Source organism: Arthrobacter sp. AOP36-F1-5, assembly GCF_058137995.1.
The window spans coordinates 1,106,678-1,127,814 of sequence record NZ_CM176892.1 but is presented as its reverse complement, the minus strand read 5'-3'; the positions used below and the strand labels follow the sequence as shown (position 1 = coordinate 1,127,814).

The following is a 21,137-nucleotide window of genomic DNA, read 5'->3' as shown; positions in this document are numbered from 1 at the left end:
GCAGCCCGATGGCGGAGCCATCTTGCCCCCGATGGCCGGTGACACCAGCCCCGACGCCCCCTGGCCGCTGCGGGTCTTCTCCGAAAAGCTCAAGCAGCATGTCGAACGGGCGCCGGCGGCCTGGATCGAAGGCCAGCTCCTCGAAGCCAATGTCCGCAACGGCCACGCCTATCTGACCATGCGCGATGTCGACGTCGAATATTCACTCTCGGTCAACGTCTGGTCCTCGGTGATGCGCCGGCTGGAGACCAAACCCGAGGTCGGCTCCCGGGTGGTGGCCCGGGTGGCCCCGAACCTTTATCTGAAGACCGGCCGCCTGTCGATGATCGCCTCGGACGTGCGGCCCGTCGGGTTGGGCGATCTGCTCGCCCGGCTCGAACGGCTGCGCCATGCCCTGGCCGGAGAGGGACTCTTCGACCCGTCCCGGAAACTCCGGCTTCCGCTGCTACCGCAACGGATCGGTTTGATCACAGGGCGTGACTCGGACGCGGAAAAGGACGTCATCCGCAATTCCACGCTGCGCTGGCCGGCCGTGGACTTCACGGTTCGCAACACCGCGGTGCAGGGGGTCAATGCCGTTCCCGAAGTCATCGCCGCGCTCCGGGAGCTCGATGCCGACCCGGAGGTCGATCTGATTGTCATCGCCCGCGGTGGCGGTGCGCTGGAGGATCTATTGCCCTTCAGCGCCGAGGAACTCGTCCGTGCGGTCGCCGCGGCGACGACGCCTGTGGTCAGCGCGATCGGACACGAAGCCGATCGGCCGATCCTCGACGACGTGGCCGATTTGCGGGCCTCCACGCCCACGGACGCCGCCAAGCGGATCGTCCCGGATCTGGCCGAGGAGTTGCAGGGGATCGAGCAGGCCCGGCAGCGGCTGGACCGCTCGGTGGTGTTGTTCCTGGACCGTGCGTCCCACCAGCTCGAATCCCTGCGTACCCGGCCGGTCCTTTCCCATCCGGAGGGCATGGTGCAGGTCAGGAGCGAGGACCTGGAGCGTCTGCGTGAAAGATCGCATCGTTCCATCGATACGTTGGTGCGGCGCGGGCGTGATGCCGTGGCGCATCTGCGGGCCCAGGTCAGGGCACTGTCACCGCAACAGACCCTGGACCGGGGGTATGCGGTCGTCCAGACAGCCCACGGTGCCGTGGTCCGCTCCCCCGCCGATGCTCCCCCCGACACCGAGCTGGCCATCCGGCTGGCCCGGGGGAAACTCACCGCCGTCGTCCTGTCGGGGCAGGACGACGACCAGGACACGATGCACGACAGGAAGGCACCACAATGACAGAGACGGACTCCACCGGCGATATCGCAGCGCTGAGCTACGAACAGGCCCGTGAGGAACTGGTGGCCGTGGTGGCCCAGCTCGAAGCAGGCGGGGCCAGCCTCGAGCAGTCGTTGGCCCTCTGGGAGCGTGGCGAGGCGCTGGCCGCCCGCTGTGAGGCCTGGCTCGAAGGCGCCCGGGAACGCCTGGACGCCGCCCGCAACCGGGCCGGTCGTGGCGACGCCGAGGAGACGGCGGGCAGCTGATCGGCTCAGCCGACGTCCTTGGACTCCTTGAGCCGGAGACGTTCGGCGTCCACATCGAAGCGGGCGGCAGGCCATTGCGGGTCCATCCCCGCCAGGGTCTCGAGCAGCAGATGCTGCACGGCCACCCGGGCATACCATTTGCGGTTGGCCGGCACGACGTACCACGGGGCATGATCCGCATCGGTTTCCTCGATGACCCGCTGGTAGGCCTGCATGTACTCCTCCCAGAGGAGCCGGTCATCGATGTCGTCGGGGGCGAACTTCCAGTATTTGTCCTTGCGGTCCAGTCGCTTCGCCAAACGCTGGTACTGCTCCTGCGGTGAAATATGGAGCATGACCTTGATGATGCGAGTGCCTTCAGCGGCGATGCGTTCCTCGAACTCGCGGATCGCCCCGTAACGCCGTTCGATTTCCTCGTCGGTGGCCAAGGACCTCACCCGTCCGATGAGCACGTCCTCGTAATGCGATCTGTCGAAGACCCCGATCATGCCCGCATGCGGCAGACGGCGTTCGATCCGCCACAGGAAGTCGTGGCGTTTCTCGGCCGCCGTCGGCGCCTTGAACGATTGCAGCTCCACCCCCTGCGGGTCCACGGATCCGATGACGTGGCGCACGATCCCGCCCTTGCCGGCGGTGTCCATGGCCTGCAGGACCAACAACACCCGTTCGGTGGCGTCGCCGCCGATCGCCTGCGCGTAGAGGCGTTCCTGCAGGTCGTCGAGGCGTTCATCGGCGGCGGCCAACGCCTTCCGCCCGTCCTTCTTGCTCCCGGGGAAGCCGGGTTTCGCCCCGGGGTCGGCATCCTGCAGGGAGAAGCCCCGGCCGGCCCGCAACAGGGCCGATAGCGGGTGGGTGACCCCGAAGGAGGCCCCCGGGAAACCCTGGGATTTCTTGTGCTTCTTGCCCATATGAGGCCCCTTAGCGGTTCGCTCGTCCGGCGGCACCTCCACCGTGCGGTCCACTATGCCATCCGGGGCCCTGCGCGGATAGCGGCGGGAGCACGACGGTGGGGCGGAACCGGCTCAGCGGCGGATGTCGTCCAGGAACTCGGCGATCCGTCCGATGGCCTCCTCCAGGTCAGGCACCGACGGCAGGGTGACCAGCCGAAAATGGTCGGAGGTGATCCAGTTGAAGGCCCGCCCGTGGGAGATGAGGATCTTCTGCTGTTTGAGCAGATCCAGGGCGAACTGCTCGTCGTTGTCGAAACGGAAGACCTCCCGGTCCAGTTTCGGGAACAGGTACATCGCTCCCTGGGCCTGCTGGACCGAGACGCCGTCGATCTCGTTGAGCAACCGGTAGGCGGTGTCGCGCTGTTCCTTGAGCCGGCCTCCGGGCAGCAGGAAGTCGTTGATCGACTGGTATCCGCCCAGGGCCGTCTGGATGGCGTGTTGTGCCGGGACGTTGGCGCAGAGGCGCATGTTCGTCAGCAGGTTGATGCCTTCGATGTAGTCCGCGGCCAGATGCCGGGGCCCGGAGATGGCCATCCACCCGGCCCGGAAACCGCAGACCCGGTAGGCCTTGGAGAGCCCGGAGAAGGTCATGATCAGGACGTCGTCGGCCAGGGCCGCCGTGTTGTGGTGCACCGCGTCGTCGTAGAGGATCTTTTCGTAGATCTCGTCGGAGAAGACGATCAGTGAATGTTTGCGGGCCAGCTCGAGCATCCCCTCCAGCACATGCTTGGGGTAGACCGCACCGGTGGGGTTGTTCGGGTTGATGATCACCAGGCCCTTGGTGCGCGGGGTGATCTTCGCTTCGATGTCCTCCAGATCCGGGAGCCAGCCCTCCTCTTCGACGCTGAGGTAGTGCACTGGGGTGCCCCCGGCCAGCGACACCGAGGCCGTCCACAGCGGGTAGTCCGGGGCCGGGATGAGGATCTCGTCGCCGTTGTTCAACAGGGCATTCAGGCTCAGCGTGATCAATTCGGAGACCCCGTTGCCCAGATAGACGTCATCGACGCCGATCGTCTGGATGCCCCGGGTCTGGTAATACTGCGAGACCGCCGTCCGGGCGGAGAAGATGCCGCGCGAATCCGAATAACCCTGCGCCTGGGGCAGGTTGCGGATGATGTCCACCAGGATCGAGTCGGGGGCGTCGAACCCGAAGGGTGCCGGGTTGCCGATGTTCAGCTTCAGGATCCGGTGGCCCTCGGATTCCATCCGTTGGGCGTGCTCGAGCAGCGGGCCGCGGATGTCGTAGAGGACGTTGTGGAGCTTATTGGACTGCTTGAACTCGGGCATTGTCCCAGCATATGACAGCAGCGCCGGGTCATCCCGGAAGGATGACCCGGCGCTGCGGGAACCACTGGGGGTCGGTGAGGTGCTACTTCCCGTCCAGCCCCTTGTCCTTGAGCCATTCCCCGGCCGCCTCGGCCGGGTCCAGCTTCGCGTCACCGGAGACCGAGCGGTTCAGTTCCACCAGGTCGTCGGTGGTCAGTTCGCTGGAGACCTGGTCCAGCACCCCCGCCGCTTCCTGGCTGACCACGCCGGCGTTGATCAGCGGCAGGACCTGCTGGGCGATGAAGTTGTCCTTAGGGTCCTCCAGGGAGACCAGACCGTTGTCCTCGATGGCCGGGCTGGTGGTGAAGATGTCGGCGATCTGGACCTGATCGGAGATCAGCGCCTTCACGGTCAGCGGGCCGCCGCCGTCGGCAATGGGTTCGAAGGATTTCGGGACGCAGTCGTAGGCCTTTTCCAGCCCCGGCAGCCCGTAGGCGCGCGTCTTGAACTCCGGCGGTGCCCCCAGGACCAGCTTGTCGCAGACCTTCGCCAGATCGGACACCGTCTTGAGGTCATATTTCTCGGCGGTCGCCGAGGTGACGACCATCGAGTCCTTGTCCTCCGCCGCGGAGGCCTTGAGCACGCCGAGTCCCTCGGGCACGGCGTCCTGGAGCGCGTCGGTGATCTCCGTGTCGGAGACGGCCTTGGCGTCCTTGTCGAAGAAGAGCAGCAGGTTTCCCGAATAGTCCGGGACGACGTCGGCCGACCCGTCCTTCACGGCCCCGACATAGGCCTCGCGGGCCCCGATGCCAGGTTTGGTCGTCGCGTCGATCCCGGCGCCTTCCAGGGCCCCGGCATAGAGCTCGGCGATGATTTGGGATTCGGGGAAATCGGCGCTGCCGATGACCAGCGGTCGGTCCAGTGCCGACCCCGAGGCCTGGGCACTGTCGCCGGCCAGCGGGTCCGAGCCGCTGCAGGCCGACAGGCCGAGGGCTGCGACGATTCCGAGTGCGGCCGCGAGCCGGGCCCGGCGGACCGGGCGGGCTCCTGGTGGGTTGATGCGGTTCATGGGGTGCCTCCTGTGTTGGTTCTCAAGCCGGGCGAGACGGCAATCCGTTGGACCATCGCCAGCACCGCATCAACCACAATAGCCAATGCAGCGATGACGACGGCCCCGCCGAAGACCTGGGGGTAGTCACGGACGGCAATGCCGTCGATGAGATAACGGCCCAGCCCTCCGAGGTTGATGATCGAGACGATGGCGACGGTGGCGATGACCTGCAGGACCGCCAGACGCAGGGCGCCCATGAGGACGGGCAGCGCATTGGGGACCTCGACGGTGAAAAGCACCTGGGGTTCCGTCAGGCCCATGGCCCGGGCCCCATCGACGATTCCGGGGTTGACGGCGGAGATGCCTGCGGCGATCCCGGCCAGCAGGGGTGGCACCGCCAACAGCACCAGGGCCCAGATCGGCGGCATGATGCCCAGCGTTCCGGAGAGCAGGATGAACAAGGTGACCATGCCCAGCGTCGGCAGGGCCCGCAACATGCCGGATCCGGCGATGACCGCGACCCGGCCCTTGCCGGTGTGTCCGACGTAGAGCCCGATGGGGACGGCGATGACCAGGGCGATCGCCAGGGTCAGGCCGGTATAGGCCAGGTGCTCGACCAGGCGGGTCGGGATGCCTCCGGGGCCGGAGAGCGTCCCGGGGCGGGAGAACCATTCGGCGAGTCCGCCCAGCGGACCGGCCGTGGGCACGGCGGCGGGCAGCAGGGCGAACGCCGTGGTGGGGGCGCTCATGCGGCCACCCACCGGGTCGCTCGCGGTGCGCTCCTGGCGCGTTCCCAGGGGGTGAGCATGCGTTGGGCCAACACGAGGATCAGGTCCATCAGCAGGGCCAGGAGCAACGTGGCGACGATGCCCACCCCGACTTCGAAAGTGAAACTACGCCGCAACCCGTCCATGAACAAGGTCCCCAGGTTGTCGATACCGATCAGTGCCCCGACGCTGACCAGGGAGATGTTGCTGACCGACACCACGCGCAACGCGGGAAAGAGCACCGGCAACGACAGCGGAAGGTCCACCGAGAAGAACCGGCGCACCGGCCGGTAGCCCATGGCGTCGGCGGCGCGCAGAACCGCGGGATCCACCGATTCCAGGGCATCGGCGGCACTCCGCACCAGCAGGGCGATGGCATACATGGTCAACGCGACGATGATGTTCAACGGGTCCAGGATCTGTGTGCCCAGGATGGAGGGCAACACCACGAACAACGCCAGCGAGGGGATCGTGTAGAGCAGGGCACTGAGCTGGACCACACCCCACCTCACGGTACGACGCCGGCGGGTTCCGTTGATGCGGATCAGCCGGGCCACGGGAATCGAGATGAGGGCCGCCAGCAGCAACGGCAGGATCGATTGGACCAGGTGGCTACCGGCCAGGCTCAACACCTCCTGCCAGTGGCCTTCAAGCCACTTCATCGTGGTCCCTCCCCCCGATCTGCCGGCCGATCTCCTCGGCATCCAGCAGTCCGGTTTCGGTTCCGTCCTCGTCCACGGCGAGCGCCAGCCCGGAGAGCGAGGTCAGGGCGGCGTCCAGGGCGGCGCGGACGGTGGAGGAGCGTGGGATCCGGACGGCCCGCGCCACGTCGTCGTCGGTATGGCCGGCCAGGGACTTCCAGCGCAGTTCGGTGGCGGGTCGGAAGGACAAAGCCCGGAAGCCACGGTCCCGGCCGATGAAGTGGGCGACGAAATCGTTGGCGGGGGCCCGCAGCAGTTCGTCCGGCGGGCTGAACTGTTGCAGTATTCCGGCGTTGCCCATCACCGCGACGTGGTCTCCCAGCAGGACCGCCTCGTCGATGTCATGGGTGACGAAGACAATGGTCTTGGAGAGTTGGTCCTGCAGCCGCAGCAGTTCGTTCTGCAATTCCCCGCGGACCACCGGGTCCACGGCGCTGAAGGGTTCGTCCATGAGCAGCACGGGCGGATCGGCGGCCAGGGCGCGGGCCACCCCGACCCGTTGCTGCTGGCCCCCCGAGAGCTGGGAGGGGTACCGTCCAGCGAGTTCAGCGTCCAGCCCCACGGTCTCCAGCAGTTCCTGCACGCGGCGACGGTAGTCCGCCTTGGCGGTGCCGATGAGCCGGGGCACGGTGGCAATGTTCTCGGCGATGGTGCGGTGCGGCATGAGTCCGCCCGCCTGCATGACGTAGCCCATGGAACGGCGCAGCTGATAGGGGGCGACGTCGGCGATGTTGCGGCCATCGACCTCGATGGTGCCCGATGTCGGATCCACCATGCGGTTGATCATCCGCAGCGACGTGGTCTTCCCGCAGCCGGAGGGGCCGACGAAAACGGTGATGGAGCCCTCGGGAATCTCCAGGTTGAGGTCGGAGACGGCTGGAGCACCGCCGTCGTACTGCTTGTTCACCTGCTGGAATCGGATCATGGACGGCCCCCGTCGACGTGGTGGTGGTGTGCTTTCACGGCCCAATCAACCCGGGAGGTCCGCTCCAGCCGGGACAGCTCTGCGAGGTCGAACCAGCCGGCCTCGGAGGTGGTGCCGTCGACTTCGAATTCCAGTTCCCCGCCGGTGATCTCGGCGGAGTAGAGCACCGCGACGTTCTGCAGCGGTTTACTGGTCGGGTGCAATCTGGATTCGGCAGGAACATGTCCGGCATCGACGTCGAGCAGCGCGGTCAGGCGCACGTCGTAGCCGGTTTCCTCCGAGACCTCGCGGACGGCACCGTCCTCGATGGCCTCTCCGAGTTCGACGCCTCCCCCGGGGAGGGTCCAGCGGGGGGTGAAGCCAGGCCAGCTGGGTCGCATGTCCCATAGGGCCAGCAGGATCTTGGATCGGCGGACCACCACGCAATAGGCGGCCAGCCGCGTATCGAAACCTGTCTCCGGCTTCCGGGGCGCAGCGCTCATGGCCCCAGCGTACTGTGCCGCAGACCCTCCCGCTCCGCGGACCCGGCCGCATGTGGTGGAATATTGGCATGCCTGCCGCCAAGAAGCCCCTGGGAAACGCCCCGTTGGACGAGGTCGACCGTGTGTTGATCACCGAACTGCTCGCCGACGCACGCATCAGCAATGCCGCGTTGGCCCAGCGGGCCGGGATCGCTCCGTCGACCGCCCTGCTGCGCACCCGCCAGCTGGTCGAGCGCGGGATCATCGAGGGCTACCATGCCCGGTTGCACCTACCGGCCGTCGGGCGCAGCGTCCAGGCGTTGATCGCGGTGAAGCTGCGGATCCACGACCGGGTGCAGATCGACCGGTTCACCGGTGGGGTTCCGCAGTTGCCCGAGGTCCTGTCGATGTTCCATGTCTCCGGCGGCACCGACTACCTGCTCCACGTCGCGGTCCCCTCCACGGAGGCCCTGCGCGATTGGGTCTTGGACAACCTGGCCACCGATGAAGCCGTCGGCCATACCGAGACGACGTTGGTCTTCGACCACGTCCAGGGGCAGGCCGGCCCGCTTTGAGGCCTTAGGCGGCCGCGGGTCGGCGGTGGGCCAGCACGCTGATGGCCACCGCCAGGCAGCCGGCGGCGATGATCCCGGCGAACCAGGCCACCGCTGCGGGCAGGCCGATGAGCCCGGCGACCAGGCCGAGGCAGAGCACGGGGACGGCGCTGCCCAGGTAGGTCACCACATACACGGTGCTGATGACCTGGGAGTGCTGGGAAGGTTCCACCGCCAACGCGACGTCGTTGAAGGCCGTGCGGAAGGCGGTGCCTTGTCCGGCCCCTGCCAGCAGGCTGGCGGCAATGAGCAGCGGCAGGCTGCGCACGGACCCGGCGACGGCGATCAGTACGATCCCGGTGGCCATGACCATCAGCGCCACCGGCAGCAACCCCCGGTGCGAGCGCCCCAGCAGTTGGGCGGCGGCCGAGGCCATGAGGGTCAGGGCCGCCAACGTGCCGATGCCCAGCATCGAGGTGATCCCGAACAGGTCGGCGAAATAGCGGGGCGCCAGTGAGAGGCCGAAGCCGAAGAGTGCGAAACTCAGGAACCCGATGGCGGCCGCCCGGCGGAACTGCACCCGGGCATCGGCCACGGGGCCCAGACGGCGCGGACGCAGGGCCTTGACGGCTGCCGCCCCCGGGGCCGGGTCCAGGGCGGGGCGGGCGTGCAGCACCCACAACGGCACCAGCACCAGCAGCAGGGCGAACCCCAGCAGCAGGAACGGCGTGAGGTCCGGCCGGGGAAACACGCCGAGCGCGCCGCCGAGCACCGGGCCCGCGGCCACCCCGGACGCGGAGGCCAGCAGGGTCAGCCGGCTGGCCCATTCGGGGTTGCGGGGCAGCAGTTCGCGCAGGGCGGCGCTGCTGGCTCCGGTGCACAGGGCGACGGCGGCCCCCTGCAGGATGCGGCCGAAGATCAGTCCGCCGAGTCCGGAGGCCATGCCGAAGACCAGCGAGCCGGCCAGGCCCACGAGGACCGCGACCACCAGGGCCGCCCGGCGGCCGATGTGATCGGACCAGTGACCGTAGAGCACCAGTCCGGCGATGAGGGCCAGCACGTAGGAGGCGAAAGCCAGCGTCACCGCGAAAGGCCCCAGATCGAGCTGCTCCTGCAGCAGCGGATACAAGGGCGTGGCCAGGTTCGCCCCGATGAGCAACAGCGTCATGGCCGCGAAGGTCAGCAGCAGCCGCGCCTTCACGGAGGCGTTCCAACCGCGGGTGGAGGCGGTGGGCTGGGCGCGCATGCGCAGTTCGCTGATGACGGTCACGAGGCCTCACAGGGTGGGTCGGGCGGTGGCGGCCTGAACGGTGGATGTCCCGCTTTGACCTTCGAGTAGCCATTCTGGGTGAGGATGAGCCGAAATAGTACATATAGAAGTTCAAAATTGATGGTTTTGATCAAAATTTATTGTCAATGTGATCTACTGGGACGCACTATGGCTACTTTTGATGAACTCGAATTGCGTCTGGTGCTGGCCCTGCTCGAGGACCCCCGGGCCCAGATCGGGGACCTCTCCACCACCTTGGGGGTCGCCCGGAACACCGTGCAGTCCCGGCTTAAACGCCTGGACCGGACCGGGGTGCTGCGCCATGGCGGACGGGAAGTGGATCTGGCGGCGCTGGGATTCGACGTGCTGGCCTTCATCACCATCGAGGTCTCCCACCGCGAGCTCGATTCCGTCATCGCCGCCCTGCGCACCCAGGAGCAGGTCCTGGAGGTCCATGAGATCTCCGGGCGCGGCGACGTCTGGTGCCGGGTCGTCGCCCGGGACACCCACCACCTGCAAAGCCTGTTGCGCTCGATCCTGCGCATGCGCGGGGTGATCCGCACCGAGACCTCCCTGGCCTTGAGTGAACACATCCCGTACCGCGCCGAACCACTACTTCGGCACCTCGCCGGGCCGGGCAGGCACTAAGCTGGAAGGCCACCGGCCACCCGGGAACGAACGAAACGCAGAACTTGGGAGAATCAGGTACTTGTCGGCATTGACACAGCGGCTGCAGGAGATTTCCGGCATGCCGCAGCCGGACCCGCTGGCCTCGCCCGCCACCGCCCACGGTTGGCTTGAGCTGGCCTACGACCGCGCCTATTCGGAGGACCATCCGGGGGCCGCGCGCGCCGCAGCCGCCGGACTCGATCTGCTGCGCCCCCTCTTGGCAGGGGCCCCCGCGACCGGGGAGGGTGTCTGCGCGACCGGGGAGGACTCCCCCGCCCTCGAGACCGCCTTGTCGCTGCTCGGGGTCCTGGCCTCGGTCCAGCAGCTCGATGGCAACATCTCCGACGCCGAGGAGGCCGCCGCCCGGCGGATCGTCCTGTTGCGCTCTGCCGGCCGGACCCATCAGGCCGATCTCGAGGAACATCTGGGCGGGCTGCTCTTCCGCGAGCCCCGTCCCGAGGAAACCGCCATCCTGCAGGCCGCCCTGGCCACCCATGCGGCCTCCGGGGCCCACGCCGACGTCCTGGCCGATGCCCGGCTCCCCCTGGCCGTGGTCCGCTTCGAGGGCGGCGACGAATCCGCCTTGGAGGAGTTGCAGCGCTGTGCCGACGACTACCGCGATGGCGGTCGTGCCGAAAGCGAGGCCGGGGCGCTGCTGTACCTGGCCCACGGCTTCGCCAAACACGGCCGGCAGCCCGAGGCCATCGAGGCCGCCGACCGGTTGCTGGCCCTGCGGACCAACCAGGCGATGCGGGCGGCGATCTGGATGGTCAAGGCCTCCTGCCACCACGAATTGGGGCATCCGGTGGAGGCAGAGGGCTGCGCCGTCGAGGCGCTGGAATTGTATTCGGCCTCCGGGGTGCGCCGCGGGGCGATCTCCGCCGCCGCCCTGGTGGCCAACTTCGCCTCGGCCGATCTGGACCAGGACGCTGCGATCACCGCTTGGCGGATAGCCGTCGAGCAGGCCGAACGCGGAGAATTCGAGGAGACCTGGGCCATCCGTCTGGCCCTGGGCAACCAACTGCTGGAGGCCGAGGAGTTCCTGCTCGCCGAGGAGGTCCTCGAATCGCTGGCCCAGCTGTTGGAAGCCCGCGGACGGGAGGATGACGCCGCCCGGACGCTGATGTCCCTCGGGCATTGCCTGCGGCACCAGGATCGCGAGGTGGATGCCCTGCAGGTCTGGGAGAAGGCCGCCGCCGGGTTCGAGGCCTCCGGTCTGGCCGGCGATGCCGCCCGCGCCCACCTCAGCGCCGGCACCCTGCTCTCGGACGCCGAGGACCCCGGGGCCTGCCTGGCCCATTTCTCCCGCGCCACCGAGCTGGCGCGCGCCTGCGAAGACGATCCGACCGTCCTGCCGGTGGCCCTGCACGCCTACGGCCACGCCCTGTCCGAAAGCGGGGACCCCACCGGTCTGGTCATCCTGGCCGAGGCGATCGAACTCGCGGACGACGACGGGGCCGACTGGCATCAAGCGGACTTCCGGGACACCCGGGCCCGCTCACTCTGGGCGTTGGACTACCCCACCGAAGCCGTGGCCGCGGCCTTGGAGGCCGCCGACCTCTTCCGGGTGGCCGAGGACTCCGACGGGGCCGGCAACGCCGAGCTCTTTGCCGCCCATGTGCTCTCCCAGACGGACCGCGGGGACGAGGCCATCCAGTTGTACCGGCTCATCGCGGCCGAACACCGCCAGAGCGTCGCGCACTTCTATGCGGCCCAACGCGGCCTTTCCGAGGTCCTGACCACCCTCGGATTGCCGGTGCAGGCCAAGGAGGCCGCGGATCTGGCCAACCGGGCCCTCGTGGAGGCGCAGGAGACCTATGACCGCGACGAGCCGGAGGACGACGAGGAACCCCGGGACGGCAACGATCCCGCCCCCACGACCGGGGCCAACGCCACCGACCCGGAGGACCCGGTGGAAGGTCCGGACCCGCAGGGCACCCCGGAGGACCCTGAACCCGGCTAGCTACTGCGCCAGTTCGGCCAGCCGCCGGGCCACGTCGAGGCGGGCCAGTGCTTCCCGGTTCCAGGTCCGCATGCCCGGCCTCCTGGCCCCGGCGATGAGGGACACCGCCACGGCTGCAGCCCGGGCGTAGAGGGAGCCGGCCTCCACCTCCCGAGAGAATTCGGTGCCCCACGCCTGCAGCGTCGACCAGATGATTCGTTCCTGTCGGAAGTTCCTGCCCCCGAGCGCGGGGATCATGGCCAGGTGTCCCAGCAGGCAGGCCAGGTCATCGACCCGGTGTCCCGGTCCCACCGAGTCCAGATCCAGGAGCCCGCTGACCGCGGGGCCGTCCATGAGCAGATTGGCTTCGTAAAAGTCCCCGTGCACCGGAACCACCGGTCCGGCGTCGTGCGCGTCGATGACCAGGCGCAGGTGGTCCGCCAGCGCGGCGATCCCCCGGCGTTCCTCCGGCAGCGCGCTACCGGCCGCGTGGGCGTAGCGGGACAGTCGGTCCGTCCAGGACGGGTGGCGGGGAAGATCCAGCACCGCGGCGGGCAGCCGGTCCAGCAGGGACACCAGCGTGGCCGGGTGCACCCCGCCGGCTCCTTCCAGGCGCATGGCCGCGCCCAGCGCGGTGCCGGGGAGCCCGGCGGTGGCCACGACCGAATGGGCCACCGGGTCGAGCACGTCGGCCACGGGCAGGCCGGCGTCGGCCAGTAGCCGGTGGCGCAACACCAATGGTTCGGCCTGCCCGGCCCGCAGGACCTTCAAATACACCCTGCGGGTGGCCACCACCGGCCCGGGGGTCGAGAAGTCAGCGCGGAAGACGGCCCGGCGCAAGGGGCGGTAGGTCATGGTCCGCAGATCCGTCAGACGGTCACCACCACCCCAGAGCCGTTCGGCGGTGGCTGCGACCCCGGCATGGGCCAGGCCCGGCAGCCGGGGGTCCTGCGGATGGAGCCAACTGGAGATCCGTAACGGGATCCTCGCCCGGTCCGCTCCCACGGGACCGGGGACATCGCTACGCCGCAGCCCCGGCGATGCCTCCAGCCGTTCGGTGCTCAGGCCCACGAAATGCTCGGTGGTGCCGCGACGCAGCGAGTAGACGGCGCTGGCCCCGGCGCCGGGCCGCAACTGGAACTGGACCTGGCGGGCCGTTCCGGCCACCCGGGCGTCGAAGTGGTCCGCCCAGACCCGGGCAATCAGTGTCGGTGCGTGGCGGCCCAGGGCCTCTGCCTGTTCGGCGTCGGACCATCCGGGCTGCATGGGTGGGGACCGCGGTGTCGGCTACCCGCCGGTTCAGGCCCGGCGGCGCTGCAGGACGGCGTCGAGGTTCATCCCGCCGGCCGGTGCCGCGGGACGACGACGGGGTGCCTCGGCCACTGCGGGCAGTTCTTCGCCCCGTTCGGCGCGCTCGGCCCGTTCGGCCAGCTGGGCCTCCTGCTCGGCGAGGCGGGTCTGCGCCAGGATGCTGGTGGCCTTCTGCGGCTTCTTCTCCTCGCCGGCCGGCAGCGGCTCGGGGGCGGGGCGTTCGGCCTTGGCGGCTCCGACGTAGGTGGGCTTCGGCACGGCGACCGGTTCCCAGGTCGCCGGGGCGGTCGGGGCCGCGAGCGGTGCGTGGTGACGGACGGTGCCCTGGGCTGCGGGGGCCGAAGCCTGCGCGTTCTCCTGTTCCCGGGCGTCGAAGACCTCCGTGGCCTGATGCCGGACGACCGGTTCGGCCGGCCGGGTGTCCATGGCTTCGTGGAAGATCGCGTCCATGCGGGCCAGGACCTTGCGCCTGCGATCCCGCACGGCCAGCACCCGCAGTCCGATGAAGGATCCCACGAGCACGATCGCCCCGATGAGCGGGACGAACCCCGAGATGATCCCGAAGGGGGCCAGCAGTCCACCGACCACCAGCGCCAGCGCGGCCAGGACGCCGGCCAGGGCGATCGACAGCCGGCCGTATCGGATCCGGAAACCCGCCGTGGTCGGTGCGGCGGTCCGGGTCCGTGCGGGCGTTGCCATGGTGTTCCTCCGGGGACGTTCGGTGTCGTGGGCTGGGCTGGTCGTCGGGGCCTGGGTCGGCGGGCCCTCGGCGGGGTCCGGGCCGTCCGGCGCCGGTGTTTCGTCCAGCCGGTCGGGGCCGGACGTAAGTGCTTCGTCGGGCGCCGAGGCGAGCACGAAGGCGGGCTCGCCGGTTCGCCGACCGCGACGGATGAGTGAGGGGACGATGAAGGCGAGCAGCACGGCGATCATGGCCGCCAGGACCACTGAGCTTTCGACTTGGATGTCCACACCTCGACGTTACGTGGCCCACCGCGCAGGGGGCGGCATTGACCCCGGTGTGTCCGCTCCGAAGTCGGTCCCGGACCCCTGCATGACCTGCGGTTCAGCGGGTGGCGGCGTCGCCCAGCCACCGTTGGAGCAGTCCTTCGGGGACCTCTTCGGAGGTCAGCGCGAAGGCCCGGTGGTCGCACCAGGCGCCGTCGATGTGCAGGAAGCGTTCGCGGACACCCTCATCCCGGAATCCGAGCTTGTCCACCACGCGCAGACTGGAGGCGTTTTCAGGGCGGATGTTGATTTCCATCCGGTGCAGTCCCAACGTCGAGAAGCAGTAGTCGGTGGCCAGGGCCACGGCATGCGGGGTGATCCCCCGGCCGGCGTACCGGCCATCCACCCAATACCCGAGCGAGGCACTCAGCGCCGACCCCCAGAGGATGCCCGAGACGGTGAGCTGGCCGACCATCGTCGGTTCGCGTCGGTCGCTGGTGCGCAGGCCGATCGCCCACGGAAGGGTCAATCCGGCCCGGGCCTGGCGGTTGAGCGAGGCGATCATGTCCCGGTAGCTCGGCAACGGCCCCTCGGGACGTGGGGACGTGGCTTCCCAGGGCTGCAGCCAGTCGGCGTTGCGCCGTTTCAACGCCATCCATTCGGCCTTGTCCCGGTAGCGCAGCGGCCGCAGGAGAAGATCGTCGCTTTCCAGTACCACCGGCCACGAACCGGTCCCGAATCCCATGCCCCCAGCTTATCCTCAGCACCGCGGTTCGGAGGCCTCGACGCAGGGGTGCTTCATCGGGCGGTCCCTGCCCTCGGCTTCGGCCCTCCGCTGTCCTACCATCGAGGAGTGGAGACGATGAGCAAGGCGGCGGCCCGTACGCATTTCCGGACCCTGCGCAGTGAAATGGATCCCGAACGACGCCGGCAGGAAGCCAGGGGCATCGCCGCGGTCCTGCTGGATTGGCTGGGCCGGGACCGGAGATACACCTTGACCTCGGTCCTGTCCTTCGGCTCCGAGCCACCCACCGCGGAACTGCTGGACCGGCTGCATGGGCTGGGGCACCGGATTCTGGTCCCCATCTGCGAGCCGGGGCGGCAACTGTCGTGGGCCGACTGGTACCCCTCGGTTCCCATGGCCCGGGCCACGGTGGCCCCGATCGACGAACCCGTCGGGGAACGCCACGGGGTGGAGGTCATGGACGACGTCGATGTCGTCCTGGTCCCCGCCCAGATCGTGGATCCCGACGGTGGACGGCTGGGCCAGGGCGGCGGATACTACGACCGCTTCATCGCCTCGCTGGCCGAGCGCAGAACCCGGCCGGTGCTGTTGGCCATGGTCTACGAGCACGAGCTCGTCCCGGCAGGGACCTTCGAGGTCGGGGAACTGGACCAGCCGGTGGACGGGGTCCTCACCGCCTCGGGAATCACCTGGATCGGTCCTCCGCGCACCGCATGAGGTAGAATTGGCACTCGACGGATGTGAGTGCCAAGAAGGCCTCGATGGACCGCACCGGCCCTCCGCCGAGACCAGTGCAATGAAGGAAGACAATGCCCACTTATGCCTATGCCTGCAAGGATTGCGGCCACGCCTTCGACACCGTGCAGTCCTTCAGCGAGGATTCGCTGACCGAATGCCCCCAGTGCCATGGCTTGCTGCGCAAGAAGTTCAACAGCGTCGGCGTCGTGTTCAAGGGATCCGGTTTCTACCGGAACGATTCACGGAACAGTTCCAACGGCTCCTCCCCGGCGACGAAGGATTCCACCTCCGGGACCAAGGCCGGCGGGTCGGACTCCGCGTCGACGTCGGAGTCGTCCTCCGATTCCTCCTCGGGCACCTCTACGGACTCCTCCTCCACGGGATCCTCCGGATCCTCCGGGTCCTCCGGAGCCTCATCGGCGCAGAAGGTCTCCACGAACTCCTGACGGACACCTCACAGGGGCCGCGGTCTCCCCTGGGGGCCGGCTTCGTCCACAACCGGCGGTCTCCGGGTCGCCCCGGACGGCCGACTCCGGGCCTACTGGAGGCATGAGAACCAGAGAGCGTCGTGCCGCGTCCGGCCGGACCAGTGGATATCGACGATCCTGGCGTGAGGTCCTGGCCCGCTACCGCCGCCCGCTGGTGGCCGCCTTGGCGGCGTTGACCGTCGCCGTTTCACTATCGGCACTGGCCCCGGAGCACACCGAGACCTCCGCCGTCGTCGTCGCGGCCCGGGACCTGCCCTCGGGAGCCGTCTTGGACGCCACCTCCGTGCGGATCGTCGAACTGGCCCGTGAGGCCCTGCCCCCTGGTGTCCTGGACGACGTCGAAGCCGTCACCGGGGAACAACTGGCCTTTCCGGCGGCGTCGGGGTCACCGCTGGCTTCGGCCATGCTGGTCGGACCCGGACTGTTGACCGGTACGGCCTCCGGGACGGTCGCCGTGCCGGTTCGCCCCAGTGATCCCGAGACGATCGGGCTGCTCTCCCCCGGCCAGCTGGTCGACGTCGTCCTCAGCGAAGGCAACGGCTACGAGCGCGCCGTTGATTCGGAAGTGATCGCCCATGGGGTCCCGGTGTTGTGGGTGCCCACCGGTGCCGCCGACACCTGGTTGGATGCGGGTGAATCGGCGGGCATGGTGGTCGTTGCCGCCTCACAAAAGGATTCGGCCGCTCTGGCGGGGGCCGCCGCCCGGGGACGGATCTTCCTGGTCCTCGTCGGCCCCGGTTCCTCCTAGCCCCAGTGCGGCGGGCGCTGTTCGCGCAACCACTGGTCGTGGTTTCCTTCGCCATCGCCCCAACCGTGCGGGTCGTCGTCGCCGGAACGGGTCGGAAGCACCGGCTCGCTCCCCTGGCCCGCGGTCCGGTCCGCCGGAGCACCGGCTCCCGGATCGGCGGCGTGCCGGCCGGCGGGGTTCTCCGCCTGGCCGGTCCGGTCGTGGTCCTGTGCGTGCGATTCCATCTCATCCTCCCGGTCGTGTGCGGTAGCTGCCGGATCGTCCAGCCCCAGGGAGCGGGCCATGGTCGAGGCGATGCTCGCCGGGTCCGAGAACACGTCGATCGTCCACAACGGGATGTACCGCCAGCCCATGGTCTCCAGCAGTTGCGGGCGCAGCCGGCTGCGTTCGCGCACCGTCATGTTCCGGTATTCCTCGGTCCCGTCGGACACGACGGCCAACGGCAGTTCGGCGCCTTGGCTCGTATCGGCTGCCTGGGCGGCCAGATCCAGCACGCCACGGTAGCGTTCCTTCACGATGGCCCCTGCCGCTTCCAGCCGTTCCTTCAGATCCGCCACCAGCGGGTCCTCCAGCGGATGCCCGTCACCGGAGACCCCGGATTCGCCGGAGAGGACGCGGCCGACGAGTTCGATGAACTGGCGTGCCCCGCCGGTCACCCGGTCCATGTCCATGTCCTCCGGGGCCACGGCACTCACCAGATGCAACAGATCGCGCGAACGGGTCACCCCGGTCACGAAAAGTTCGTCGCCGCGTTCGGAGGACAGCGCGCCGAAGTCATGCAGGCTCTTGCCATGCGGGGTCCGGCCGTAGCCCAGCGAGAAGATCACGGCATCGCGGACCAGACCGTGGGCACGTTCGACGGAGGAGACCTGGAAGGCCTCCACCCGTTCCTTGAAGAAGGGTTGGGCCCAGGGGTGGTTGGGCAGCTGGAGCGAAATCGCCTCGGCGATCCGGGCGGCATGACGTTGGTTCGCGGCGATCACGGCCAAGGAGCGGTGCGGGCGGCGACGGATGTGGCTGAAGACCAGATCCACGATCCGGTTGACTTCGGCGACGGTCGTCTCCACGGATTCGCCGCCGGAACCGGGCATCCCGGTCCCGTCCGGGACATAATCCACCGACAACGAAGGCGTTCCGCCGGACATGGCCCGGGCCGCCGGCAGCCGGTGCAGCGAGCCCGAGTAGTAGGCGCGACCCAACGCTTCGGTCAGTCCCTCATCGACTCCGCGATAGACGGTCCGCAGGCGCCGCAGCGGCAGCACGGTGGAGAGTTCCTCGAAGGTGCTGGCCGGTTCGTGGGGCGCCCGGGCCGAGGCGGTCGGATCGACCGAGACATTGAAACCGCGGGGTTTGCCCAGCATGGCGTCGCCGAAGGCGATGACCTGTCCGGAACGGCTGATCGAGCCGACCGCCGAACGCAACGACAAGGCATCGGCGTCGAGCAGGATCACGGCATCGAATTCGACGTCCTCGGGGACGACGGCCGGGATCAGCAGCGGGGAGCCGACCCAGACGGGGACCAGGGCGTTGACCAGGCCGACGCCCAGGCCGGCGACGTCCTCCAGGGTTGGTTCGCCGTTCTTGAGCAGGGCCCGGAGTTCCCGGGAGGCGGCCCGGTGGTCAGCCAGGGCGGCCTTCCATCGTTGGGCCAGCTGCCAGCGCAGCCGCGAGGCGCCCGAGGCGATGTGGGCGTTGTCGGCGAGGCGGTATTCGGCCTCGAGCCGGCGCAGGCTCGCGCCGTCGGACATCGCCAGGTATTCGTCACCGGAGATCATCGCCTCCAGCGCGGACTGCCACCAGGCCAGGTCCAGCTCGGCGGCCACCTCCTCGGCGACCACTTCGCGTTCGGCCAGGTCCTCGAGCAGTTCACCGAGTCCCTGTTCGCGCAGCTGTTCCAGGACCAGGGTCCTCTCGGGCAGCACGTGCAGGGCATTCTCGTCGTCGACGAGCTCCTTCAGCCGGGTCACCAGGTCACCCAGGGGCAGATGCTGCAGCTCGTCATCGGCGTCCACGGGGGCGAGGGATTCGTCGAGCCGGGCGATCCGCCCGGCGGCATCGAGGTAGGCCTTGTTCAGTTCGATCAGCCCGGTGGGGACCTTGGGGTGGCGCTGGCTCGTGGCATAGCTGTTCCACAGTTCGCGCTGCTGCTGCACCTCGATGATCGAGTGGTGCAGATCGGAGATGTGCACGCCGGGGCGCACGTATTCCTTGGCCACCCGGCGTAGTCGTGAACGCGTGATCGAACTCATTTCGATGCCCCGTTCACGGCGCCAGGAGGAGCTGGCGGTGGCACTGATGAGGTCCTCGACCGAACGGTCGAAGATATCGGGCTCGAATTTATCCAGCGATCCGCGCACGGCCACCAGCAGGTCCAGCTGGGCACCCCATTCAACGAAGGTCTCCCCCAAGGTGATCTCCGAATGTTCGGCGACCTTGAGCATCCGGGCGTGCAGTTCTGGCAGGTCCTCGGCCAGCGAGCTGGCGATCTCCAGCGCGTCGTCGGTCTCCCGCCGGTTGCGCAGGCGGGCTCCGTACCAGGGGCTGGCGGCGGTGGAGGCGGTGAAGCTGCCGACCTCGGCGGCCCGGTGCAGGCGGACCGCGGTTTCCTCACGGTCGCTGATGCTGTCCAGGACGGAGCGTTTGAGCCGCACCGAGGTGGCGGGCGCCGGTTCCATGGAGGTCAGGCGGGCCAGTTCCTGCATGGCCTGGTAGGGCGAGCAGCCCCACCGGCTGCGCACGTCATGCAACGAGTTCACGTGGTCCAGCAGGGCATGGCGGTGCTCCGTGAGGCGTTGGTGGAGCTGGCCCAGCTGTGGTTCGGTGGCTCGTTCGTTGCGCAGGATGGCCTGGGTCAACTGATCACGCAGTTCCTCCGGTCCGACCTCCGGGGACAACCGCAGGGCCATCGACGCCAGATCGAGTTCGGCCAGTTTTTCCGTCAGGCTCCGGGAGGTGTCCCGGCGTTCCGCCACGACGAGCACGCGTTTGCCCTGGCCGGCAAGGATGGCCGCGGCGTTGACGGCCGTCTGGGTCTGTCCGGTGCCGGGCGGGCTGGAGACGACGACGGATTCCCCGGCGTCGACGAGGTCCAGGACCTCCTGTTGGCTGGCATCCGCGTCCAGGACCAGGGCCTCATCCGCGGGGTGGCGTTCGTCGCTGCTCAGGACGGTGACCTCGGGCTCGTCCACGACGACGTCCTCACCGGCGTCCTCGCCGGCGTCCTCGGCCAGCAAGCGGGAGATGACCGGATGGGTGGTATCGATGAGCGAGGGGTCGGCGGGATCGGCCAGATCGGCGAAGGTCGAAACCAGGAGCCGGTGTTCGATGACCGTTCCGGGAAGGGAGGCCACCTGTTCGCGCAGCGTGTCCAGCGCGCGGCGGGGATCGAAACGGGCGGTCATGTATGCGGCGCCCTCGAGGGCCTCCACGTCGATGTCCAGTCCTTGCTGCTCCTGGAAATAGCGGACCAGCGCCGGATTCACCTGCGCCCGGCCGGCCAGCTGGACCTCGTCCTCTTCCTGGCCTTCGCGCTGGGTCAGCGAGATCCGCCCGAGCATGATCGGGGCGCTGAACTGTTCGGAACGGCCGTCCTGTACCGCCCGCCAGGTCGCCACGCCGGAGGCCAGGTAGCCCACGTCGATGCCGCGGTCCTCGGACAACTCGCGGATCTTCGCGCGCAGGGCCCGGGCGGTGCGACGACCCTGGTTATAGGCGTCGACGTCGCGCAACAACATGGACAGCCGGGTCCTCCGTCCGGCCAGGAACTGGGCCAGCCCCGAGGGATGGGCGTGGGTGATGTCGATGCAGTTGGACGTCGAACCGGCAAAGCGCAACAGGGTGTCGGTACCCGCCCCCGGACCGAGCTTCTCCAGCCAATCGGTCAATGCTGCCTCGCCTTGTTGCGTCCCTACCACCGGAACACCACCTTCCTTGCATTTGGTCCCCCCTCAGTACCCGCCCGGCGCGGGGTGATGGAGATCGGCCGGTGCGCGATCCTCGGCGCACGCCACTACTTAAGGTACGCGACCCCGGCCCCTCGGCGCTTGATCGCAACACGTCGACGACGGGTCAGGACGACG

At 68.8% G+C, this 21,137-nt stretch carries 20 protein-coding genes; 8 read left to right on the top strand and 12 right to left on the bottom strand.

Translation table 11 applies throughout. The features are described 5' to 3' along the window. The first annotated feature begins 31 nt into the window (after positions 1 to 31). Both xseA and AC3ZI9_RS05190 read left to right on the top strand, forming a co-directional pair. Positions 32 to 1,282, top strand: a complete 1,251-nt coding sequence (gene xseA / locus AC3ZI9_RS05195; RefSeq protein WP_444566301.1) for an exodeoxyribonuclease VII large subunit — start codon at positions 32 to 34, stop codon at positions 1,280 to 1,282. After that, on the top strand, positions 1,279 to 1,527 hold the full coding sequence (locus AC3ZI9_RS05190) for an exodeoxyribonuclease VII small subunit (RefSeq protein WP_444554226.1): 249 nt from the start codon (positions 1,279 to 1,281) through the stop codon (positions 1,525 to 1,527). Before xseA ends, AC3ZI9_RS05190 begins: the two co-directional genes overlap by 4 nt. A gap of 5 nt (positions 1,528 to 1,532) precedes the next feature. On the opposite strand, the gene AC3ZI9_RS05185 is transcribed toward AC3ZI9_RS05190, so the two are convergent. From AC3ZI9_RS05185 to AC3ZI9_RS05155, 7 genes are all read right to left on the bottom strand, one after another. Continuing rightward, on the bottom strand, positions 1,533 to 2,435 hold the full coding sequence (locus tag AC3ZI9_RS05185) for a PPK2 family polyphosphate kinase (protein WP_444554227.1): 903 nt from the start codon (positions 2,433 to 2,435) through the stop codon (positions 1,533 to 1,535). 114 nt (positions 2,436 to 2,549) lie between these two features. Next, the gene (locus tag AC3ZI9_RS05180; RefSeq protein WP_444554228.1) at positions 2,550 to 3,764 is read right to left on the bottom strand and encodes a pyridoxal phosphate-dependent aminotransferase; all 1,215 of its coding nucleotides are present in this window, start codon (positions 3,762 to 3,764) and stop codon (positions 2,550 to 2,552) included. A gap of 82 nt (positions 3,765 to 3,846) precedes the next feature. Further along, positions 3,847 to 4,812 carry an ABC transporter substrate-binding protein gene (locus tag AC3ZI9_RS05175; RefSeq protein WP_444554229.1) on the bottom strand — a complete coding sequence of 322 codons (966 nt, stop codon included), beginning with the start codon at positions 4,810 to 4,812 and terminating at the stop codon, positions 3,847 to 3,849. Further along, the gene (locus AC3ZI9_RS05170) at positions 4,809 to 5,543 is read right to left on the bottom strand and encodes an ABC transporter permease (RefSeq protein WP_444554230.1); all 735 of its coding nucleotides are present in this window, start codon (positions 5,541 to 5,543) and stop codon (positions 4,809 to 4,811) included. The genes AC3ZI9_RS05175 and AC3ZI9_RS05170 overlap by 4 nt, the downstream gene beginning before the upstream one ends. Next, positions 5,540 to 6,223: an ABC transporter permease gene (locus AC3ZI9_RS05165; RefSeq protein WP_489923930.1), complete on the bottom strand. Its 684-nt coding sequence runs from the start codon at positions 6,221 to 6,223 to the stop codon at positions 5,540 to 5,542. Before AC3ZI9_RS05165 ends, AC3ZI9_RS05170 begins: the two co-directional genes overlap by 4 nt. Further along, positions 6,210 to 7,187: an ABC transporter ATP-binding protein gene (locus AC3ZI9_RS05160; protein WP_444554232.1), complete on the bottom strand. Its 978-nt coding sequence runs from the start codon at positions 7,185 to 7,187 to the stop codon at positions 6,210 to 6,212. The genes AC3ZI9_RS05165 and AC3ZI9_RS05160 overlap by 14 nt, the downstream gene beginning before the upstream one ends. Continuing rightward, positions 7,184 to 7,669: an NUDIX hydrolase gene (locus AC3ZI9_RS05155; protein WP_444554233.1), complete on the bottom strand. Its 486-nt coding sequence runs from the start codon at positions 7,667 to 7,669 to the stop codon at positions 7,184 to 7,186. Before AC3ZI9_RS05155 ends, AC3ZI9_RS05160 begins: the two co-directional genes overlap by 4 nt. 68 nt (positions 7,670 to 7,737) lie before the next feature. Here AC3ZI9_RS05155 and AC3ZI9_RS05150 point away from each other — a divergent pair, with 68 nt between their 5' ends. Continuing rightward, complete coding sequence (locus AC3ZI9_RS05150) at positions 7,738 to 8,223, top strand: Lrp/AsnC family transcriptional regulator (RefSeq protein WP_444554234.1); 486 nt, start codon at positions 7,738 to 7,740, stop codon at positions 8,221 to 8,223. Positions 8,224 to 8,227: 4 nt separating this feature from the next. Here the strand turns inward: AC3ZI9_RS05150 and AC3ZI9_RS05145 are convergent, their stop codons facing one another. Next, positions 8,228 to 9,472: an MFS transporter gene (locus tag AC3ZI9_RS05145; protein ID WP_489923929.1), complete on the bottom strand. Its 1,245-nt coding sequence runs from the start codon at positions 9,470 to 9,472 to the stop codon at positions 8,228 to 8,230. Between the two features lie 168 nt (positions 9,473 to 9,640). On the opposite strand from AC3ZI9_RS05145, the gene AC3ZI9_RS05140 reads away from it, so the two are divergent. Further along, the gene (locus AC3ZI9_RS05140) at positions 9,641 to 10,120 is read left to right on the top strand and encodes an Lrp/AsnC family transcriptional regulator (RefSeq protein WP_444554236.1); all 480 of its coding nucleotides are present in this window, start codon (positions 9,641 to 9,643) and stop codon (positions 10,118 to 10,120) included. 61 nt (positions 10,121 to 10,181) lie between these two features. Beyond that, a complete protein-coding gene (locus tag AC3ZI9_RS05135) occupies positions 10,182 to 12,104 on the top strand; it encodes a hypothetical protein (protein ID WP_489923928.1) in 1,923 nt (640 codons plus the stop codon). Here AC3ZI9_RS05135 and AC3ZI9_RS05130 read toward each other — a convergent pair whose 3' ends face one another. The 3 genes from AC3ZI9_RS05130 to AC3ZI9_RS05120 all read right to left on the bottom strand — a co-directional run bounded on the left by AC3ZI9_RS05130 (position 12,105) and on the right by AC3ZI9_RS05120 (position 15,084). Next, complete coding sequence (locus AC3ZI9_RS05130; protein ID WP_489923927.1) at positions 12,105 to 13,349, bottom strand: phosphotransferase; 1,245 nt, start codon at positions 13,347 to 13,349, stop codon at positions 12,105 to 12,107. Positions 13,350 to 13,382: 33 nt separating this feature from the next. Further along, entirely contained in the window at positions 13,383 to 14,363 is a 981-nt protein-coding gene (locus AC3ZI9_RS05125) for a hypothetical protein (RefSeq protein WP_489923926.1), read from the bottom strand. 94 nt (positions 14,364 to 14,457) lie between these two features. After that, complete coding sequence (locus AC3ZI9_RS05120) at positions 14,458 to 15,084, bottom strand: GNAT family N-acetyltransferase (protein ID WP_444561365.1); 627 nt, start codon at positions 15,082 to 15,084, stop codon at positions 14,458 to 14,460. 117 nt (positions 15,085 to 15,201) lie between these two features. Here AC3ZI9_RS05120 and AC3ZI9_RS05115 point away from each other — a divergent pair, with 117 nt between their 5' ends. The 3 genes from AC3ZI9_RS05115 (at position 15,202) to cpaB (ending at position 17,058) form a co-directional block, all read left to right on the top strand. After that, positions 15,202 to 15,801 (top strand): 5-formyltetrahydrofolate cyclo-ligase, encoded by a 600-nt coding sequence (locus AC3ZI9_RS05115; protein ID WP_444554241.1) that lies wholly within the window; start codon positions 15,202 to 15,204, stop codon positions 15,799 to 15,801. 92 nt (positions 15,802 to 15,893) lie between these two features. Next, the gene (locus AC3ZI9_RS05110) at positions 15,894 to 16,268 is read left to right on the top strand and encodes an FmdB family zinc ribbon protein (protein WP_444554242.1); all 375 of its coding nucleotides are present in this window, start codon (positions 15,894 to 15,896) and stop codon (positions 16,266 to 16,268) included. Between the two features lie 103 nt (positions 16,269 to 16,371). Then, positions 16,372 to 17,058, top strand: a complete 687-nt coding sequence (gene cpaB / locus AC3ZI9_RS05105) for a Flp pilus assembly protein CpaB (RefSeq protein ID WP_444554243.1) — start codon at positions 16,372 to 16,374, stop codon at positions 17,056 to 17,058. Here the strand turns inward: cpaB and AC3ZI9_RS05100 are convergent. Further along, positions 17,055 to 20,972 carry a DNA helicase gene (locus tag AC3ZI9_RS05100; RefSeq protein ID WP_489923925.1) on the bottom strand — a complete coding sequence of 1,306 codons (3,918 nt, stop codon included), beginning with the start codon at positions 20,970 to 20,972 and terminating at the stop codon, positions 17,055 to 17,057. The genes cpaB and AC3ZI9_RS05100 overlap by 4 nt on opposite strands. Positions 20,973 to 21,137 lie beyond the last annotated feature (165 nt).

Coding starts and splice junctions, on each gene's coding strand:
- AC3ZI9_RS05160 (WP_444554232.1), bottom strand. CDS start 7,187: ATGATCCGATTCCAGCAGGTGAACAAGCAGTACGACGGCGGTGCTCCA.
- AC3ZI9_RS05120 (WP_444561365.1), bottom strand. CDS start 15,084: ATGGGATTCGGGACCGGTTCGTGGCCGGTGGTACTGGAAAGCGACGAT.
- AC3ZI9_RS05150 (WP_444554234.1), top strand. CDS start 7,738: ATGCCTGCCGCCAAGAAGCCCCTGGGAAACGCCCCGTTGGACGAGGTC.
- AC3ZI9_RS05130 (WP_489923927.1), bottom strand. CDS start 13,349: ATGCAGCCCGGATGGTCCGACGCCGAACAGGCAGAGGCCCTGGGCCGC.
- AC3ZI9_RS05185 (WP_444554227.1), bottom strand. CDS start 2,435: ATGGGCAAGAAGCACAAGAAATCCCAGGGTTTCCCGGGGGCCTCCTTC.
- AC3ZI9_RS05175 (WP_444554229.1), bottom strand. CDS start 4,812: ATGAACCGCATCAACCCACCAGGAGCCCGCCCGGTCCGCCGGGCCCGG.
- AC3ZI9_RS05190 (WP_444554226.1), top strand. CDS start 1,279: ATGACAGAGACGGACTCCACCGGCGATATCGCAGCGCTGAGCTACGAA.
- AC3ZI9_RS05115 (WP_444554241.1), top strand. CDS start 15,202: ATGAGCAAGGCGGCGGCCCGTACGCATTTCCGGACCCTGCGCAGTGAA.
- AC3ZI9_RS05165 (WP_489923930.1), bottom strand. CDS start 6,223: ATGAAGTGGCTTGAAGGCCACTGGCAGGAGGTGTTGAGCCTGGCCGGT.
- AC3ZI9_RS05180 (WP_444554228.1), bottom strand. CDS start 3,764: ATGCCCGAGTTCAAGCAGTCCAATAAGCTCCACAACGTCCTCTACGAC.
- AC3ZI9_RS05140 (WP_444554236.1), top strand. CDS start 9,641: ATGGCTACTTTTGATGAACTCGAATTGCGTCTGGTGCTGGCCCTGCTC.
- AC3ZI9_RS05170 (WP_444554230.1), bottom strand. CDS start 5,543: ATGAGCGCCCCCACCACGGCGTTCGCCCTGCTGCCCGCCGCCGTGCCC.
- cpaB (WP_444554243.1), top strand. CDS start 16,372: ATGAGAACCAGAGAGCGTCGTGCCGCGTCCGGCCGGACCAGTGGATAT.
- AC3ZI9_RS05155 (WP_444554233.1), bottom strand. CDS start 7,669: ATGAGCGCTGCGCCCCGGAAGCCGGAGACAGGTTTCGATACGCGGCTG.
- AC3ZI9_RS05110 (WP_444554242.1), top strand. CDS start 15,894: ATGCCCACTTATGCCTATGCCTGCAAGGATTGCGGCCACGCCTTCGAC.
- xseA (WP_444566301.1), top strand. CDS start 32: ATGGCCGGTGACACCAGCCCCGACGCCCCCTGGCCGCTGCGGGTCTTC.